The sequence below is a fragment of the uncultured Methylophaga sp. genome (genome assembly GCF_947259025.1).
Taxonomy (GTDB): Bacteria; Pseudomonadota; Gammaproteobacteria; order Nitrosococcales; family Methylophagaceae; genus Methylophaga.
Genome location: NZ_CAMYKO010000005.1, coordinates 25,185 through 41,885 on the forward strand (window position 1 = coordinate 25,185; position 16,701 = coordinate 41,885).

Sequence of the window (16,701 nt, forward strand, 5' to 3'; positions counted from 1 at the left end):
CCAAGATTTTTTCAGGAAAATGCATAACGATTTTATTCTGGCTGCTGCTGATGGGATCGCTGACATTATTTTTCAACGGCTTTATCCAGCAACGCGATAACCCCAACCATGCCCTGTTATCGAGCGACAGCGCCCGCGGCGAAGTGGTGCTGGAACGTAACCGTGCCGGCCATTATCTGGCGCCGGGCCTGATTAACGGTCATCCGGTTAATTTCCTGCTGGATACCGGTGCCACTCATGTGAGTGTGCCAGAGAGCATCGCCAGCGCCGCCGGACTGAAAAAGGGCCGGCAAAGCATGGTGTCAACGGCGAACGGTGTAATTCCGGTTTATCAGACTGAGCTGGCCTCAGTGCAACTGGGCGGCATTACCCTCAACAACATTACTGCCAGTATTAATCCGCATATGCCTGATGAAATGGTATTGCTGGGCATGAGCTTTATGAAACACCTGGATATGAACCAGCGTGATGGCACCCTGACTCTGCGGGTGCCGGGATCAGGATAGGGCGATCTTGATCACCTTCATATAGGGAAAATCCATGCGGGCAATCACTTCCTTGTCCGGATAATAAACCATATCCACACGCGCGCCCTTGAGCGACTTGTACTTACGACGGCGCTTGTATTTAAAGGGCACTTCCTGACCCTCAATCATGACCGTGTTCAGAATCCAGTCGCCATCCTGGCGTTGCACATGAGAGCTGACTTTCTGCATGGTGGAATGAGTCAGTTGCTCATGTTCTGCTAACAGTTTTTTGGTGGTTTTAACTTTCATGGCGATACCGCTGGTGGAGGATGCCGACCCGCTCAACATAGACTTCAGTTTCGGCGTAGGGCGGTATGCCATTATATTTTTTCACTGCACCCGGCCCGGCATTATAAGCCGCTGTGGCCAGTTTGATATCACCCTCAAACTGTTTGAGTAGCGCAGCCAGGTATTTCACACCGCCTTCAATGTTCTGTTTAACATCATAAGCGTTTTTCACGCCCAGATCACTGGCAGTGCCCGGCATTAACTGCATCAGTCCCTGGGCGCCAACGCGGGATGTCGCTTTGGCATTGAAAGCGGATTCGGCATGAATCACCGCTCTCACCAGTGCAGGATCGACCTGATATTGACTGGCAAAGCGTTTCACCTCACTGGCGTAGGAGGCGGTATTGAGACTGATGGTATGCCAGTTGATCCTGGAGTCGGGGTTACAGGCAAAGCAACTGTATTCGAGGGTTTCAAAGCTGCCGTGCCGGGGTTTTTTATCGGAAAACACAAAGCCTTCACCGGTCTGGGATTTATAAATGACCGTGACCTTACCCGGTGAAGTGGTGTTATTGCTGAACTCGATGCTGCCGTCGGCTTTCTCGATACGCTTGATAGCGTCAGCCTGAGCCGCCGGGGCTAAACATAAAAACAGGAGAAAGCGCGTCAGCGATTGCCTCATGCCACCGGCCAGTATCGTCCTGATGCGCCGATGATAATGGTCAGCAGGCCCAGAATCAGGTTCAGTAACACCAGCTTGCGGATCTGGGTCAGATTATTACGGCCGGTGATCCAGTCATGCTCCGCGACCGCCCATTTGAGCTTTTTGAACGGGTTGAAAAACACATGCATGAAAATCAGCATCATGAAAATGCCGGTCAGCAGCATGATGTGCACATGCACGCCGACCCCATCAACACCGCCCATGCCGCCCAGCAGGTGAATCATCCAGAAGCCGGTGACCAGCAGAGTAATGATAGCGCACCAGATCCAGACAAAAAACAGCCTGAAAACCTCACTCCACAGTGGCAGACGCTGCTCCGGCGGCAACAGACTGGCGGCAGTGGGCCTCAGTACCATATAGGCGAAAAACATGCCGCCGACCCAGATCACAGCGGCCAGCAGGTGCAGCGGAATCAGAATGCCCATCGCTTGTCTCCTTACAATTTAAGAGTCGATTGTAAGCCCTTCCAGCTTGATACGCCATTCGCGGGGGCCGGATTCATGGACCGAGTCACCCTGGCTATCGACGGCCACGGTGACGGGCATGTTTTCAACATAGAATTCGCGTACCGCCTCCATACCCAGTTCTTCAAAGGCCACCATGCGTGATGACTTGATCGCTTTGGACACCAGGTAAGCGGCACCGCCAATGGCTATAAGATAGATCGAGCGGTGGTTTTTAATGCTCTCTACGGTCGCTTTACCGCGTTCTGCCTTGCCGATCATGCCCAGCAGACCGGTCTGGCTCAGCATCATGTCGGTGAATTTATCCATGCGTGTGGCGGTAGTAGGACCGGCCGGGCCCACCACTTCATCTTTGACCGGATCCACTGGGCCCACGTAGTAGATAAAGCGGTTATGGAAATCCAGTCCGTCAGGCAATGGTTGCCCACTGGCCAGCAGATCGGCAATCTTCTTGTGCGCGGCATCACGACCGGTCAACAGATGGCCGGACAGCAGCAGAGTTTCCCCTGGCTGCCACTGTTCGATATCGGCCTGGGTCACCGTATCCAGATTCACATGACGGGTATTTTCTGCTGCTTCCCAGGTAATGTCGGGCCAGTCGTCAGCGGCGGGTGGCTCGAACTGGGCCGGGCCGCTGCCATCCAGTGTGAAGTTAATATGACGGGTGGCAGCACAGTTGGGGATCATCGCCACTGGCAGGGAAGCGGCGTGGGTGGGAAAGTCACTGACTTTGACATCCAGCACTGTGGTCAGACCGCCCAGTCCCTGAGCACCAATTCCCAGCTTGTTGACCTTGTTGTAGAGTTCGACCCGCAATTTTTCGGCTGCGGTTTCAGGGCCGCGGTCAATCAAGTCTTGAATATCAATAGGATGCATCAGCGATTCTTTGGCCATCAGCATGGCTTTTTCAGCCGTGCCGCCAACACCAATACCCAACATGCCTGGTGGACACCAACCCGCGCCCATTTTAGGCACGGTCTCCAGCACCCAATCCACCAGGCTGTCACTGGGGTTGAGTATGGTGAACTTGGCCTTGTTCTCGCTGCCACCACCCTTGGCAGCAAGCAGCACTTCCACCTTGTCACCGGGCACGATTTCGGTGTGAATCACCGCCGGGGTATTGTCTTTGGTGTTCTGACGGCTGCCCAGCGGATCGGAGACCACGGATGCCCGCAGCACATTATCCGGGTGCAGGTAAGCGCGGCGTACGCCTTCATTGACCATCTCTTCCAGACCCAGCTCGGCATCCCACTGCACCTGCATGCCGACCTTGATAAAGATATTGACGATGCCGGTATCCTGACAGATGGGACGGTTGTTTTCAGCGCACATGCGCGAGTTGACCAAGATCTGGGCGATGGCATCACGCGCTGACGGTGACTGCTCACGCTCATAGGCCTGGCTCATAGCCTGGATAAAATCGCGGGGGTGATAACAGGCGATGAACTGCAATGCGTCAGCGACGCTGTCAATCAGATCCTGTTGTTTGATGCGAGTCATTAAAGCACCTTTATCCCAGCTTGGCCTGCAAAGCGCTGATAACCTCATCCAGAGGCAGATCGTCGCCATCGCCAGTGCGACGGTTCTTGTATTCCACCACGCCATTATCCAGGCCGCGTTCACCCAGAATCAGGCGGTGGGGAATACCCACCAGTTCCATATCGGCGAAGGCGACACCGGGACGCAATCCGCGATCATCAAGCAGCACATCAACGCCTGCAGCCAGCAATTGCTGATAAATTTCTTCTGCTTTTTCTTTGACTCGTGCTGACTTGTGGGCGTTCACCGGTACCAGCGCGACCTGGAACGGCGCAATCGCTTCCGGCCAGATAATGCCGCGATCATCATGGTTTTGTTCAATGGCAGCAGCGACAACGCGCGATACCCCGATGCCATAACAGCCCATGGTCATCACCTGTGATTTGCCTGACTCGGTCAGTACCACGGCGTTCATCTTGCTGGAGTAATTTTCACCCAGCTGGAAGATATGACCGACCTCGATACCACGGGCGATATCCAAGGTGCCCTTACCATCCGGGCTGGGGTCGCCGGCCACCACATTACGCAAATCGGCCGTTTCCGGTTCCGGCAGATCGCGGCCCCAGTTGACGCCGGTCAGGTGTTTTTCATCTTCATTGGCACCGCAGACAAAATCAGCAGTTCTGGCGGCAGCGTGATCTACCAGCACCGGAATATCCAGCCCCACCGGGCCGACAGAGCCGATATTGGCGCCACAGTTTTCCTTGACCTGCTCTGGCGTGGCAAAGGTCAGCGGTGAGGCCACCAGGGGATGTTTTTCCACCTTGATTTCGTTCAGGTCATGATCGCCACGTAATACCAGCGCCACGATGCTACCTTCATCACTGCCTTCAACCAGCAGGGTTTTCAGACATTGTGCAGCGGGCTTGTTCAGAAAAGCGCTGACTTCATCAATCGTGTGTTGTTTTGGCGTATCAACGGTTGCCATTGATTCGCTGGCTTGTGGTCGCTCACTAGGGGGAGCGACGGCTTCAGCCAGTTCGACATTGGCGGCATAGTCGCTATCACTGCTGAAGGCAATGGCATCTTCACCGGAGCTGGCCAAGACATGGAATTCATGCGAGGCATTACCGCCGATGCTGCCGGTGTCAGCCTGCACCGCGCGAAAATCGAGGCCGATTCGGCTGAAGATCCGTGAGTAGGCGGCATACATGTCGTCATAGGTCTGCTGCAGCGAGGCGTGATCCAAATGGAAAGAATAGGCATCTTTCATCAGGAACTCGCGGGCACGCATCAGGCCGAAACGGGGACGGATTTCATCACGGAATTTGGTCTGGATCTGGTAGAAATTAACCGGCAGTTGCTTGTAACTGCGGATTTCCTGGCGGACCAGATCGGTAATGACTTCTTCATGCGTCGGGCCATAGCAGAAATCGCGCTCGTGGCGGTCGGTCATCCGCAGCAGTTCCGGGCCATATTTGTCCCAGCGTTCACTTTCCTGCCACAGTTCAGCGGGTTGCACTGCCGGCATTAACACTTCCTGTGCGCCACTGTTGTTCATTTCCTCACGGATAATCGCTTCGGTTTTCCTGAGAATTTTCAGCCCCATCGGCAGCCAGGTATAGAGGCCGGATGCCAGTCGACGGATAAGTCCGGCCCGCAGCATCAGTTGATGACTGATGATTTCCGCATCAGCCGGGGTTTCTTTGAGGGTGGAAATGAGCAGGTTTGAGGCGCGCATGTGTGGTTATTGTTCCTGTGTTACAAAAGGACACCACCGGCAGGCCGGTAGTGCCACGGATTGATTCTGTTAATTTTTCTAGAAAGTACTGTGGTCCCAGCCCCAGTTATGGCGTTCCGAGTCAGTCATACTGATATAAATACGACTCCCGTCGATGCCCAGCTGCTGGTTAATCATGGTGCATAAAGCGTCGGAAAAGGCTTTGCGGTCACTGGGCAGGCCCAGAGAGCGAATGTCCAGAATAGCGGTGGGCGCATCACTACCGCCGAACAGCATGCCGGCTTTCTGTTCCAGCGCCACCATCACATAAGTTTCAGGTTTGCCAGTCGCCTTGGCTACAGTTTCACTGGCGGCTTTAAGAAAAGCCGGTTCGTCTTTCACGTCCTGATTGGTTACTACATTAAGATAAGGCATTGTCTTCTCCTGAGTTACGGGCAGAATTCTTCAATCTGTTGCTGAGCCTCTTCGATTTTCTGCTGGCGTTCTTCTTCACTGAGACGGTAGGCATTGCCTTCTTCATCCAGAAAACGTCGTCCCGGGTTGTCCTGATAAAGCTGCAGGTTGCTCTGGGCGGTGGCACAGTTCTGCTCGATGGCAGCCTGTCTTTCGGCCTCACTTTGCTGTTCCTGCTGTGCTTCTTCGGCGGCCGTCTCACTGGCTTGTTGCTGTTCGATCAGTTCATCCACTTCCTGTTGGGCCTGCTCCTGATCGATGGGTGGAGGCAACGGCACATCTATCGTTTCAGCTTCACCGGATGCTGGGGGCTGTTGGGAGTAATGCGTCTGACCATTTTCGTCGACCCAGGTGTAGATTTGGGCATGGACGCTGAAACTCAGGCTCATCGCCAGTATAGCCAGGCAAAGCTGTCTGTAATCCATTAAAACCATATTCCCCACCTGTTTGATAATTGGGCCTGCTATTATTGGCAGGCTTCTAAATTCTACGCCAAAGCGCTCAATCATCAAATGTCTTATAGTTCAGCACGTTTTGAAACGCATCTTCCTGTGACTGAGAGCGGTCATACCGCCGTGGCGCTTCTGGCAGAGCAAACCGGTCTATCCCGGCAGCGTATTAAAGTTGTGATGCGACAGGGCGCGGTGTGGCTGACCACCGGTAAAAGAACGCAGCGTCTCCGCCGGGCCAGCCGTGAACTGGGGCCGGGCCAGACACTGCATATGTATTACGATGAAAAGGTGCTCAATCAGGTGCCGGCCGAGGTCGAGTTGGTAGCAGACAAAGGCCATTACAGTATCTGGAACAAACCCTGCGGCATGTTCTCACAAGGCTCGAAATGGGGCGACCACTGCACCGTGACCCGCTGGGCTGAGCAACACCTCAGGCCCGAGCGCAATGCTTTTGTGGTTCATCGGCTGGATAGGGCGGCTAATGGCCTGATTATTGTCGCTCATGAAAAGCAGGCGGCAGCTAAGCTCTCATCCTTGTTTCAGACCCGTCACATCGACAAACGCTACCGCATCTGGGTGGCGGGCGAATTCCCGGACCGGGCCACGGCTGAAAAGCCGATAAAAGTGGCGCAGACTCTGGACGGCAGACACGCCTGCAGTTATTTCAGTCGATTGCGTTATGACGCTGTTAATAACCAGACTCTGCTTGATGTCAAAATCGACACTGGCCGTAAACATCAAATCCGGCGTCATGTCGCCGCACTGGGCTATCCGGTTATCGGAGATCGGCTCTACGGCGAGGTCAAGACCAAACAAGACTTACAGCTCACAGCTTATTACCTGGCTTTTACCTGTCCATTCAATGACCTGGAGCAGGCTTTTGATCTTCGCGGTGCTGAATTGACAAACCTGACACTGCGGGAGTAATTTGAAACTAGGTCAGCAGCGGAGCGTCGACGATGACACGTGACTACGACTCTGAGCAAAACAGACAGGTATGGAATGGAAAGGAGCGGCGCAGGGAGCAGCGGCGTGAAGGTCATGACCGCCGGGACATGATTCGGTTTGAACCGGATAAAGATGACCGCCGATCTGGTGACGAACGCCGTAAAAATACAAAGTCCGGATGGGATTCCGGCAGGACCATCTGAGCGGTCTCGCTCACTGCAAGCGCCGGATAATACCTGGCAGATAAGTACTCTGGCTCAAGCCCCGAGCGGTCAGCAGTATCATCAGTGCGGCCCATAAACCGTGATTTTCCCAACCTTGTAACAAATACCAGCCCGGCAGAAAGCAGATAAAGGTTGAAAACAGCATGGTATTGCGCATTTCCCGGCCCAGTGTTGCGCCTACAAATAAGCCGTCAAACAGATAAGACCAGACTGCCAGTACCGGAGCCAGCACCACCCAGTAGCGATAGCTTTCTGCCGTCGTGGCAACGCTCTCAATGCTGGTCAGCAAAGCAATAATCTCAGAACCGAAAAGCCAGTAGACCAGGCTGAACAGGCAAGCTGCCAGCCATGACCAGATGCCGTTTAACTGCAGGCTGCGTTTGAGCATGGTCGCATCTCGCCGGCCAATTGCCCGGCCACTCATGACTTCGGTGGAATTGGCAAAGCCATCCAGCACATGGGCCATAAAAGTAATAAAGTTGAGCAGCACCATATTGGCCGCCAGTGTCACATCGCCGGCCTGAGCCCCCTGATTGGTGAAAAAAGCAAAGCTGAAAATCAGGCACAGAGTCCTGATCATAAAGTTGCCATGCAGGTTAAGACTGTGCCGGTTTTCAATCATCAACCGCAGTTCATCCCGCAAGCGGATCTGAGTTAAATTGAGACGCCGCTGTTGCAGTAAAGCCAGCGCAAACACCAGGCCGCAATACTCTGCAATCACCGAAGCCAATGCGACGCCATCGGCTTTCATGCCAAAACCATTCACCAGCAACAGGTCAAAGCTGATATTGCAGAGGTTAATCACCAGCACTACGGCCAGCGCAGATCGCGAGGCCGCCATACCAATCAACCAGCCTAATATCGCGTAGTTAAGCAGGGTGGCCGGCGCGCTCCAGATGCGGATCTGATAATACATCCCGGCTTCGGCAAGCACTTCAGGGCTGCCGTCGATAATCCTGAAGGCCAGCCAGCCTATCGGCGCCTGCAAGGCCAGTAATAGCACGGCGATGATGATAGCCAGCAGACCCGACTGCACCAGCACATCACGGGTTTGGCTGTCATCGTCACCACTGCTGGCCTGTGAGGTGAGCCCCGTCGTTACCATCCGCAAAAAGCCAAAGCCCCAGAACAGAAAGCTAAACAGCATGCTGCCCAGGGCGACGGCGCCCAGATAGATTGGCGAGTCAAGATGGCCGACCACCGCCGTATCAACCATGCCCAGTAAGGGTGTAGAGAGATTAGCGAGAATCATCGGGCCGGCAATGGCCCAGATTTTTTGATGCGTAATGGTGTTTGTGCTGTGCAATGTTTTATCCATAAACAACAAGGCCACCCGCAGGTGGCCTCGTTCAGTAATGCGTTTTTATTTTCAGATCAACAGCGGGGCGATAACCAGGCTGACAATCGCCATGACATTGATCAGGATGTTCATCGACGGACCCGAGGTATCCTTGAGTGGATCACCCACGGTATCGCCGACAACAGCGGCTTTATGAATATCTGACCCCTTGCCGCCGTGATGGCCTTTTTCCACATGCTTTTTCGCATTATCCCAGGCACCGCCGGCATTGGCCATCATCAGTGCCATCATCACGCAGCAGATAAGCGCACCGCCGAGCATGCCGCCCAGTGCTTCCGGGCCCAGGCCGAAACCGACCACAATCGGTGCCAGCACAGCCAGCGTACCGGGTAGGATCATCTTCTGTAGAGCGGCTTTGGTCGCGATATCGACGCAGCGGGCAGTATCCGGTTTGGCTTTACCTTCCAGCAGGCCCGGAATCTCTTTGAACTGGCGACGGATTTCACGAATCATATCAAAAGCGGCATCACCGACTGCGGTCATGGTCAGCGCACTGACCAGGAACGGGAAAATACCGCCCAGGAACATGCCCATCAACACCAGCGGATTATTAATCAGCAGGGCAAAGCTGGGGTCGCCCTGGGTGATGGTTTCGATATAAGCGCTGATAATGGCTAATGCCGCTAGCGCAGCTGCGCCGATAGCAAAGCCTTTACCAATAGCAGCTGTGGTGTTGCCCAGTTCATCCAGCGAGTCGGTAATATTGCGGGTGTCTTCGCCCATTTCTGCCATCTCAGCGATACCCCCGGCATTATCCGCTACCGGACCATAGGCATCGATGGCCATGGTAATGCCGACTGTGGCCAGCATACCGACAGCAGCGATACCGACTCCGTAGAGGCCGGCAAAGAAGCTTGAAGTGAAAATAATGGCGGCAATGGTCAGCACCGGAATAGCCACCGACTGCATGCCTAGTGCCAGGCCGCCAATCATGACGGTGGCTGGGCCGGTTTCACCGCTGCCAGCCAGTTTGCGAACCGGTGAACCGCCGGTGTAATACTCAGTGCTGAGACCGATCACAATACCGCCAATGGCACCTGAGAGTACGGCAACCCACAGCGCTGTCAGACCGCCCAGACTGGTAATCAACAACCAGGAGACGATGATAAACAGCAGCGAGGCGCCCATGGTGCCGATACGTAATGCCACTTCCGCGCTTTTTGCAGAAAAGACCTTGACCGCAATAATACCGGCAACAGAGCAGAGCAGACCGACAGATGCCAGTGCCAGCGGCATGAACATCAATGTTGACTGACTGTCGGCCAGTTGACTGACCGCCACTGCGCTCATGGTTGAGGCGATGGCGATACTGGCAATCATCGCCCCGCAGTAGGATTCAAAAATATCCGAGCCCATACCGGCAACATCGCCGACATTGTCACCCACGTTATCGGCAATCACGCCCGGGTTACGCGGGTCATCTTCGGGAATACCGGCTTCGACTTTGCCCACCAGATCAGCACCGACATCGGCCGATTTGGTAAAAATACCACCGCCGACACGGGAGAACAGAGCAACAGATGAAGCACCCATACCAAAGCCGTGAATGGTGTGAGCGGTGTGTGGATCACTGCCGTAAAGAAGATAGAGCGTGCCCAGGCCTAAAAGGCCCATCGCGGCGACCGTCAGCCCCATGATTGAGCCGCCGAAGAAAGCTACGGTCAAAGCTTCGGGTGCACCACTGTCGCGTGCGGCAACGGCAGTGCGAACATTGGCCTGAGTGGCCGTATACATGCCGATAAAACCGGCCGAGGCAGAGCTAATCGCACCCACAAAAAAGGCCAGCGCGGTGTGCCAGCCCAAATCAGATAGCCCCAATCCGATAATGCAGATCAAGCAGAAAATACCGAGGCGGCTGTACTCAGCCCGCATAAAGACCATGGCGCCCAGATGTATTTGATCGCCGATATCCACGACATTACCGGTCCCCGGTGAGTGAGACCTGACCTTTTTATAGACCAGAAAAGCGCAGAGAAGTCCGAAGAGTCCCAAAATCGCTGGGACGGTGCTGAGTGCCGTCATAAGTCCTACCTCGTTATTGTCGTTAGAAAAGTTTTGCGGGTGTTGCTCCTTGTCTTTTTTTGGTGCTTCGTTTCTTATACCTGTATCGTAATTCTAAGTAAAGTCGCGGTCTGAGGCGGTTTTTGTAACAGGAGAAATGGATTTGATGCTGGAGTGGCTCAGTTTCGCCCTGGCCGGGATCGTGGCCGGATTGACGGCCGGACTGTTTGGTATTGGCGGTGGTCTGATTATCGTGCCGATTCTGGTCACAGTGTTCAGCTGGCAGGGCATGTCAGCGGAGATTGCGATACATGTTGCCATCGGCACCTCGCTGATGACTATCTGCGTGACGTCACTGTCATCGATGCGTGCTCATCACCGTTACGGCACGACTCAGTGGCGGCTGGTGGCGAAGCTGGCACCCGGTCTGGTCCTGGGTAGCCTGATCGGCGCAGTGATTGCTGCCAACCTTTCCAGTCAGTGGTTACAGTCGATCTTTGCCGTGTTTGCCTTGCTGATGGCAGTGAGGATGTGGATGCCGCCCCCCAGCGCTCTGTCAGTCAGGTTGCTGGGCAAACCTTTGATGAGTTTTTATGGTCTGCTGACCGGTGTTGTTTCTGCCATGGTGGGCATTGGCGGCGGCACGCTGGTGGTGCCTTACCTGGTGATGGCTGGCCAAGAGATACAAAAAGCAGTGGGGACCGCCGCAGCCTGTGGCTTTCCCATTGCCGCCAGTGGCGTGATAGGCTTTATCTGGATGGGCAGCCAGGTTCACCAGGTTGAAGGTGACTGGCTGACCGGCTTTGTTCACTGGCAGGCCTTTCTTGGTGTGATTGCGACCAGTGTTTTTATGGCGCCGCTGGGTGCCAGACTGGCCCGGCAATTGTCGCATCGCAAACTAAGCCGGTTGTTTTCACTGGTCCTGCTGCTAGTGGGGCTGACTCTGCTGAGCCGTTAATTTAACGCGAGGAGGCGGCATGAAAAAGTGGATATGCACAGTATGTGGTTTTGTCTATGACGAGGCCGAGGGCTTGCCGGAAGAGGGCATTGCACCGGGCACGGCCTGGGAGGATATTCCCGATGACTGGGAATGCCCCGACTGCGGCGCAGTTAAAGAAGACTTTGATATGATTCCGCTGGAAGAGTGAATGTCACCCTAACATTCAAGCTACTAAATAGCTGTCTCGTCATTGCGAGGCCATAGGCCGGGGCAATCCAGTTCAGTGCTGCCGAGCAGACTCGGATATTGTTACCCTCGCCAGTGCAGCTAGCAGAGACAATTTGAATTGACTTTCACTCAGTCAAATCAGCTTGATCATGGCAAACAAGACGTGAGCACCGTGTTTGTGAGTTTAATCCGCCGGGCTTTTCTTTTATAATTCGTGGATTTACTCATTCTTAAACTGGAGCTCAGAACACTATGAACCTCGACCGTGTTGGTTCGGGCAGTAATCTGCCACAAGACGTTAATGTCATCATCGAAATCCCTTCACATTCCGATCCGGTGAAGTACGAAGTCGATAAGGATACCGGTGCCCTGTTTGTGGATCGTTTTATGAACACGGCGATGTTCTATCCCACCAACTACGGCTACATCCCGCACACCCTCTCTGATGACGGTGACCCGGTTGACGTGCTGGTGGTCAGTCCTTATGCACTTATCAGTGGTTCTGTAGTGGCCTGTCGCCCGGTGGGCATGCTGAAAATGACCGATGAATCGGGCGAAGATGCCAAAGTCATCGCCGTGCCACACGATAAAATGTACGACGATGTCAAAGATATTGAAGACGTCTCACCCATGTTGCTGGATCAACTGGCTCACTTTTTCGAGCACTACAAAGACCTGGAAAAGAACAAATGGGTCAAAATCGAAGGCTGGGTCAGCAAGGCAGATGCCGAACAAGAGATTGTTGCCAGTGTTGAGCGTTTCAAAGCAGCACCGGTCAAACCCCAGTTCTAAAGCAGAACTGCCAGCAAATCATCGGCGAGCTGAGTGTTCAGTCTCGCCGATTTTTTTATAAAGCGACTTCAACATGACACAACTTATCCTGCAGGGCGTCACACTGGAACAAAAACAGGCTGAAACGCTTGCTAGGGACTTTGGCGGCGAGCTGGACTGGCGTGGCAAGTTTGCCCTCATCGACCAGGCAGAGATTAACCGCGATGCGATGGATGCGCTGCGCCGCAAACATGACTTTGATATTAACTGTCTGCCGGATGGCTTTGACAGCAGCGCGGCAAAACTGCTGGTCACCGATATGGATTCGACCCTGATCAGCATCGAATGCATTGATGAAATCGCCGATTTTATGAACATCAAACCGCAGGTTGCCGAGATTACTGAAGCCGCAATGCAGGGCGAGATTGATTTCGAAACTTCACTCAGACAGCGCGTGTCATTGTTAAAAGGATTAGATGTGACGGTGTTGGAGCGTGTTTATGAGGAACGTTTACAACTCAATCCCGGTGCTGAGATCATGGTGGAAACACTGAAAAAGCAGGGGATCAGCCTGGCGCTGGTATCGGGTGGTTTTACTTTCTTCACCGACAGACTTAAGCAAAGGCTGGGTCTGGATTTCACTCAGGCCAATGTGCTTGCTGAAAAAGACGGCAAACTGACCGGCGAAGTAGACGGCGAAGTGTGCGGCGCAGAAGCCAAAGCAACATTTTTACACCGCTGTTGTGAGCAGCTTGATATCAGCCCGGCACAGACGCTGGCGCTTGGCGATGGCGCCAATGATTTACTGATGATGGAACCGGCCGGCCTGAGCGTGGCTTATCACGCCAAACCCAAGGTTCAGCAGCAGGCTGATACAGCGATTAACCACAATGGTCTCGACGGCGTATTAGGCTTGTTGCAGCTCAATTATAACTAGCCTAAGCTTGAAATTGAGACCATCGTCCCCATTCTAGATACTGATTTTTTCCAAACTACGAGGATATTTTAATGGACGTTATGGAGCGGATTTCGCAGGCGATTGAAAGCAATGCAGTCATCCTGTTTATGAAAGGCAGTCCGGAATTTCCACAATGTGGCTTTTCCAGCCGTGCTTCTCAGGCTGTTGCAGCCTGTGGTGCCGAGTTTGCCTATGTCAACGTTCTGGCAGAGCCGGAAGTGCGTGAAAATCTTTACCGTTACGCTGACTGGCCGACATTCCCTCAGCTTTACATCAACAAAGAGCTGGTCGGTGGCTGCGACATCATCATGGAGATGTACGAAAACGGCGAATTGAAAAAAATGATTGATGAAGCCACAGCGAGTCAATAAAACGCATGAGTGACGATCACGATCACGACTGGCACGGCGATAACGATTACGCAGTCGCACCGGCCAAGCCTGATTTGAAGCGACCACCCAAGTACCGGGTGATCATGCTCAATGACGACTATACGCCGATGGATTTTGTGGTTGAGGTTCTGGAAGCCTTATTCGGTATGGGGCGTGAACGTGCCACACGCACCATGCTGCAAGTTCACACCGAAGGCAGTGCCTTGTGTGGTATTTTTACTTATGAGATAGCTGAAGCGAAAGTCGAACAGGTCAACAGCTATTCTCAACGCCACGGCCATCCATTGCAGTGTACGATGGAAGAGGAATGACCCGGTTCGATCCAACAGGTGGAACGCAAGATGTTAAGTAAAGAACTCGAACAGACCCTCAGTCAGGCATTCAACTACGCGCGCCAGCGCTCGCACGAGTTCCTGACCGTAGAACACCTGCTGCTGGCCTTGCTGGAAAACGGCCAGGCGCTGGCTGTACTTAAGGCCTGTAACGTCGATATATCGGTGCTGCGCCAGGAATTGAGTGACTTTCTTGCTGACAACCTGCCGACGTTGCCGGAAGACAGCGAGCGCGAAACCCAGCCTACACTGGCTTTTCAGCGCATTCTGCAACGTGCGGTGATGCATGTGCAGTCTTCGGGCGGCACCGAAGTGACCGGCGCCAACGTGCTGGTTTCTATTTTCTCTGAACAACAGTCTCAAGCCGTCTATCTGCTACAAAAGCAGGATGTGACCCGGCTGGATGTGGTCAATGCCATCAGTCACGGCGAGATCGATGAAGTCGTGGAAGAGTCTGAAGACGAGCCGCGGGTGGATGCAGAAGAATCGGCTGAGGACAGTAAAAATCCTCTGACCCTCTATGCTGAGAACCTTAATGCTTCGGCCAAAAAAGGCCGCATTGATCCACTGATTGGCCGCAGCATGGAGCTGGAGCGCACGCTACAGGTGCTGTGCCGCCGCCGTAAGAATAACCCGCTGTTTGTGGGCGAGGCTGGTGTGGGTAAAACCGCATTGGCAGAAGGGCTGGCGCGCCGCATCGTACAAGGTGATGTGCCTGAGGTTTTGGAAGAAACCGTGATTTACTCCCTGGATATGGGCGCTTTAGTCGCCGGTACCAAGTATCGCGGTGACTTTGAAAAACGCCTCAAAGCCCTGTTACGAGAACTGAAAAAACAGCCGCAGGCGATTTTGTTTATCGACGAAATCCATACCATGATCGGTGCCGGTAGTGCCGGCAACTCGACCATGGATGCGGCCAATCTGCTCAAGCCATTGCTGGCCAGTGGTGAACTGAAATGTATCGGTTCTACGACCTACCAGGAATACCGCGGTATTTTTGAACATGATCGCGCGCTGGCACGTCGTTTCCAGAAAATCGATGTGCCCGAACCTACTGTCAGCGAAACCGTAGAGATTCTTAAAGGCCTGAAACCCGGCCTGGAAGAACACCACAACGTGCGCTATTCACAGGCGGCGATTGAGCAGGCTGCAGAACTGGCCCATCGTCATATCAATGACCGTTATCTGCCCGATAAGGCGATCGACGTGCTGGATGAGGTCGGCGCTGCCCAGCGGATTGCGCCCAAGTCCAAACGCAAAAAACTGATTGGTGTGAATGACGTGCAGGCGATAGTCGCCAAGATTGCCCGTATTCCGGCCAAGACTGTCAGCAATGCCGACAAGGACAACCTGCGCAAACTGGAACAGAACCTCAAACGGGTTATCTTCGGTCAGGATGAAGCGATTTCGGCATTGAGTTCGGCCATCAAGATGGGCCGTTCCGGTCTGGGGCATCCGGAAAAACCGATTGGTGCGTTCCTGTTTGCCGGTCCAACCGGTGTCGGTAAAACTGAAGTGACCCGCCAACTGGCCCACAACATGGGTGTGGAGCTGATCCGCTTCGATATGTCGGAGTATATGGAAAGCCACACCGTATCGCGTCTGATTGGTGCACCGCCGGGCTATGTCGGTTTCGACCAGGGCGGGCTGTTGACCGATGCCATTATCAAACAGCCGCATGCCGTATTGCTGCTGGATGAGATCGAAAAAGCGCATCCGGATGTGTTCAATCTGTTGTTGCAGGTGATGGACCACGGTACCTTGACCGACAACAATGGTCGCAAAGCCGATTTCCGTCATGTGGTTCTGGTGATGACCAGTAATGCAGGTGCGGCCGAAATGAGCAAAACCTCCATCGGCTTTACCAAGCAGGAACATCAGACTGATGGCAGCGAAGCAGTCAAGCGCACGTTTACGCCGGAATTCCGTAACCGTCTGGACGGTATTATCCACTTCAAACCGCTGGATAAAGACGCCATTCTGCGGGTGGCCGACAAAGCGGTGCTCGAACTGGAAATGCTGTTGCAGGATAAAAACGTCACCATCGAAATTGACAATGCTGCGCGTCAGTGGCTGGCCGATCACGGCTATGACTTGTTGATGGGGGCAAGACCGATGTCGCGCCTGGTGCAGGAGAAAATCAAGCGACCTCTGGCTGATGAGCTGCTGTTTGGCAAACTCAGCCAGCGAGGCGGTCATGTCCGTGTCACCTTACAGGATGATGAACTGCATCTTGAGATGGAAAATGCCGCGGAGTCTGTCGATCCCTGAGTAACGCATCAAGCGTATTTTGCTTAACAACAATGAGCCCGGTAGTGATCACTATCGGGCTTTTTTGTGTCTGGCTTAGCTTTTCTTTTTTTGCGGATACAGAAAAAGTTATTCACCTCGGGAACTTCTTCCTGTCAGGGATTTTAACTAGGCGTCGCAAGTGATTGATTTTTCATATGACTAAGATAAGTTATTGAAAAATATAGCT

Annotated in this window: 18 protein-coding genes; 9 read left to right on the top strand and 9 right to left on the bottom strand. The window is 53.6% G+C overall.

Features of this window, described 5'->3' with window-relative positions; all coding sequences use genetic code 11:
• The first annotated feature begins 50 nt into the window (after positions 1–50).
• Positions 51–506, top strand: coding sequence for a retropepsin-like aspartic protease (locus tag Q0X64_RS06115; protein ID WP_297809976.1), 456 nt, complete (start codon positions 51–53; stop codon positions 504–506).
• On the opposite strand, the gene Q0X64_RS06120 is transcribed toward Q0X64_RS06115, so the two are convergent.
• The 7 genes from Q0X64_RS06120 to Q0X64_RS06150 all read right to left on the bottom strand — a co-directional run bounded on the left by Q0X64_RS06120 (position 498) and on the right by Q0X64_RS06150 (position 6,041).
• Entirely contained in the window at positions 498–776 is a 279-nt protein-coding gene (locus Q0X64_RS06120; protein WP_297809978.1) for a hypothetical protein, read from the bottom strand. The two genes, Q0X64_RS06115 and Q0X64_RS06120, sit on opposite strands and share 9 nt — an antisense overlap.
• On the bottom strand, positions 766–1,437 hold the full coding sequence (locus Q0X64_RS06125; RefSeq protein WP_297809981.1) for a lytic transglycosylase domain-containing protein: 672 nt from the start codon (positions 1,435–1,437) through the stop codon (positions 766–768). The genes Q0X64_RS06120 and Q0X64_RS06125 overlap by 11 nt, the downstream gene beginning before the upstream one ends.
• On the bottom strand, positions 1,434–1,904 hold the full coding sequence (locus tag Q0X64_RS06130) for a CopD family protein (RefSeq protein ID WP_297809984.1): 471 nt from the start codon (positions 1,902–1,904) through the stop codon (positions 1,434–1,436). Before Q0X64_RS06130 ends, Q0X64_RS06125 begins: the two co-directional genes overlap by 4 nt.
• Before the next feature lie 18 nt (positions 1,905–1,922).
• Entirely contained in the window at positions 1,923–3,443 is a 1,521-nt protein-coding gene (locus tag Q0X64_RS06135) for a fumarate hydratase (protein WP_297809987.1), read from the bottom strand.
• 10 nt (positions 3,444–3,453) lie between these two features.
• Positions 3,454–5,163: a proline--tRNA ligase gene (locus Q0X64_RS06140; protein ID WP_297809990.1), complete on the bottom strand. Its 1,710-nt coding sequence runs from the start codon at positions 5,161–5,163 to the stop codon at positions 3,454–3,456.
• Between the two features lie 78 nt (positions 5,164–5,241).
• A complete protein-coding gene (locus Q0X64_RS06145; RefSeq protein WP_297809993.1) occupies positions 5,242–5,577 on the bottom strand; it encodes a phenylpyruvate tautomerase MIF-related protein in 336 nt (111 codons plus the stop codon).
• Between the two features lie 14 nt (positions 5,578–5,591).
• Positions 5,592–6,041, bottom strand: coding sequence for a DUF4124 domain-containing protein (locus Q0X64_RS06150; RefSeq protein WP_297809995.1), 450 nt, complete (start codon positions 6,039–6,041; stop codon positions 5,592–5,594).
• A gap of 126 nt (positions 6,042–6,167) precedes the next feature.
• On the opposite strand from Q0X64_RS06150, the gene Q0X64_RS06155 reads away from it, so the two are divergent.
• Positions 6,168–6,995, top strand: a complete 828-nt coding sequence (locus tag Q0X64_RS06155) for an RluA family pseudouridine synthase (RefSeq protein ID WP_297809998.1) — start codon at positions 6,168–6,170, stop codon at positions 6,993–6,995.
• A 234-nt stretch (positions 6,996–7,229) separates the two neighbouring features.
• On the opposite strand, the gene Q0X64_RS06160 is transcribed toward Q0X64_RS06155, so the two are convergent.
• Positions 7,230–8,558 carry an MATE family efflux transporter gene (locus Q0X64_RS06160; RefSeq protein ID WP_297810000.1) on the bottom strand — a complete coding sequence of 443 codons (1,329 nt, stop codon included), beginning with the start codon at positions 8,556–8,558 and terminating at the stop codon, positions 7,230–7,232.
• Positions 8,559–8,609: 51 nt separating this feature from the next.
• On the bottom strand, positions 8,610–10,622 hold the full coding sequence (locus Q0X64_RS06165; RefSeq protein WP_297810002.1) for a sodium-translocating pyrophosphatase: 2,013 nt from the start codon (positions 10,620–10,622) through the stop codon (positions 8,610–8,612).
• Between the two features lie 136 nt (positions 10,623–10,758).
• Here Q0X64_RS06165 and Q0X64_RS06170 point away from each other — a divergent pair, with 136 nt between their 5' ends.
• From Q0X64_RS06170 to clpA, 7 genes are all read left to right on the top strand, one after another.
• Complete coding sequence (locus Q0X64_RS06170) at positions 10,759–11,559, top strand: sulfite exporter TauE/SafE family protein (RefSeq protein ID WP_297810005.1); 801 nt, start codon at positions 10,759–10,761, stop codon at positions 11,557–11,559.
• A 19-nt stretch (positions 11,560–11,578) separates the two neighbouring features.
• Positions 11,579–11,749: a rubredoxin gene (locus tag Q0X64_RS06175; RefSeq protein WP_297810008.1), complete on the top strand. Its 171-nt coding sequence runs from the start codon at positions 11,579–11,581 to the stop codon at positions 11,747–11,749.
• Positions 11,750–12,021: 272 nt separating this feature from the next.
• The gene (ppa, locus tag Q0X64_RS06180) at positions 12,022–12,561 is read left to right on the top strand and encodes an inorganic diphosphatase (protein ID WP_297810011.1); all 540 of its coding nucleotides are present in this window, start codon (positions 12,022–12,024) and stop codon (positions 12,559–12,561) included.
• Between the two features lie 73 nt (positions 12,562–12,634).
• Positions 12,635–13,477, top strand: coding sequence for a phosphoserine phosphatase SerB (serB, locus tag Q0X64_RS06185; RefSeq protein WP_297810014.1), 843 nt, complete (start codon positions 12,635–12,637; stop codon positions 13,475–13,477).
• Between the two features lie 71 nt (positions 13,478–13,548).
• On the top strand, positions 13,549–13,869 hold the full coding sequence (gene grxD / locus Q0X64_RS06190; RefSeq protein WP_297810017.1) for a Grx4 family monothiol glutaredoxin: 321 nt from the start codon (positions 13,549–13,551) through the stop codon (positions 13,867–13,869).
• A gap of 5 nt (positions 13,870–13,874) precedes the next feature.
• Positions 13,875–14,201 (top strand): ATP-dependent Clp protease adapter ClpS, encoded by a 327-nt coding sequence (gene clpS / locus Q0X64_RS06195; RefSeq protein WP_297810020.1) that lies wholly within the window; start codon positions 13,875–13,877, stop codon positions 14,199–14,201.
• Positions 14,202–14,231: 30 nt separating this feature from the next.
• On the top strand, positions 14,232–16,493 hold the full coding sequence (gene clpA / locus Q0X64_RS06200) for an ATP-dependent Clp protease ATP-binding subunit ClpA (protein WP_297810022.1): 2,262 nt from the start codon (positions 14,232–14,234) through the stop codon (positions 16,491–16,493).
• The last annotated feature ends 208 nt before the right edge of the window (positions 16,494–16,701 follow it).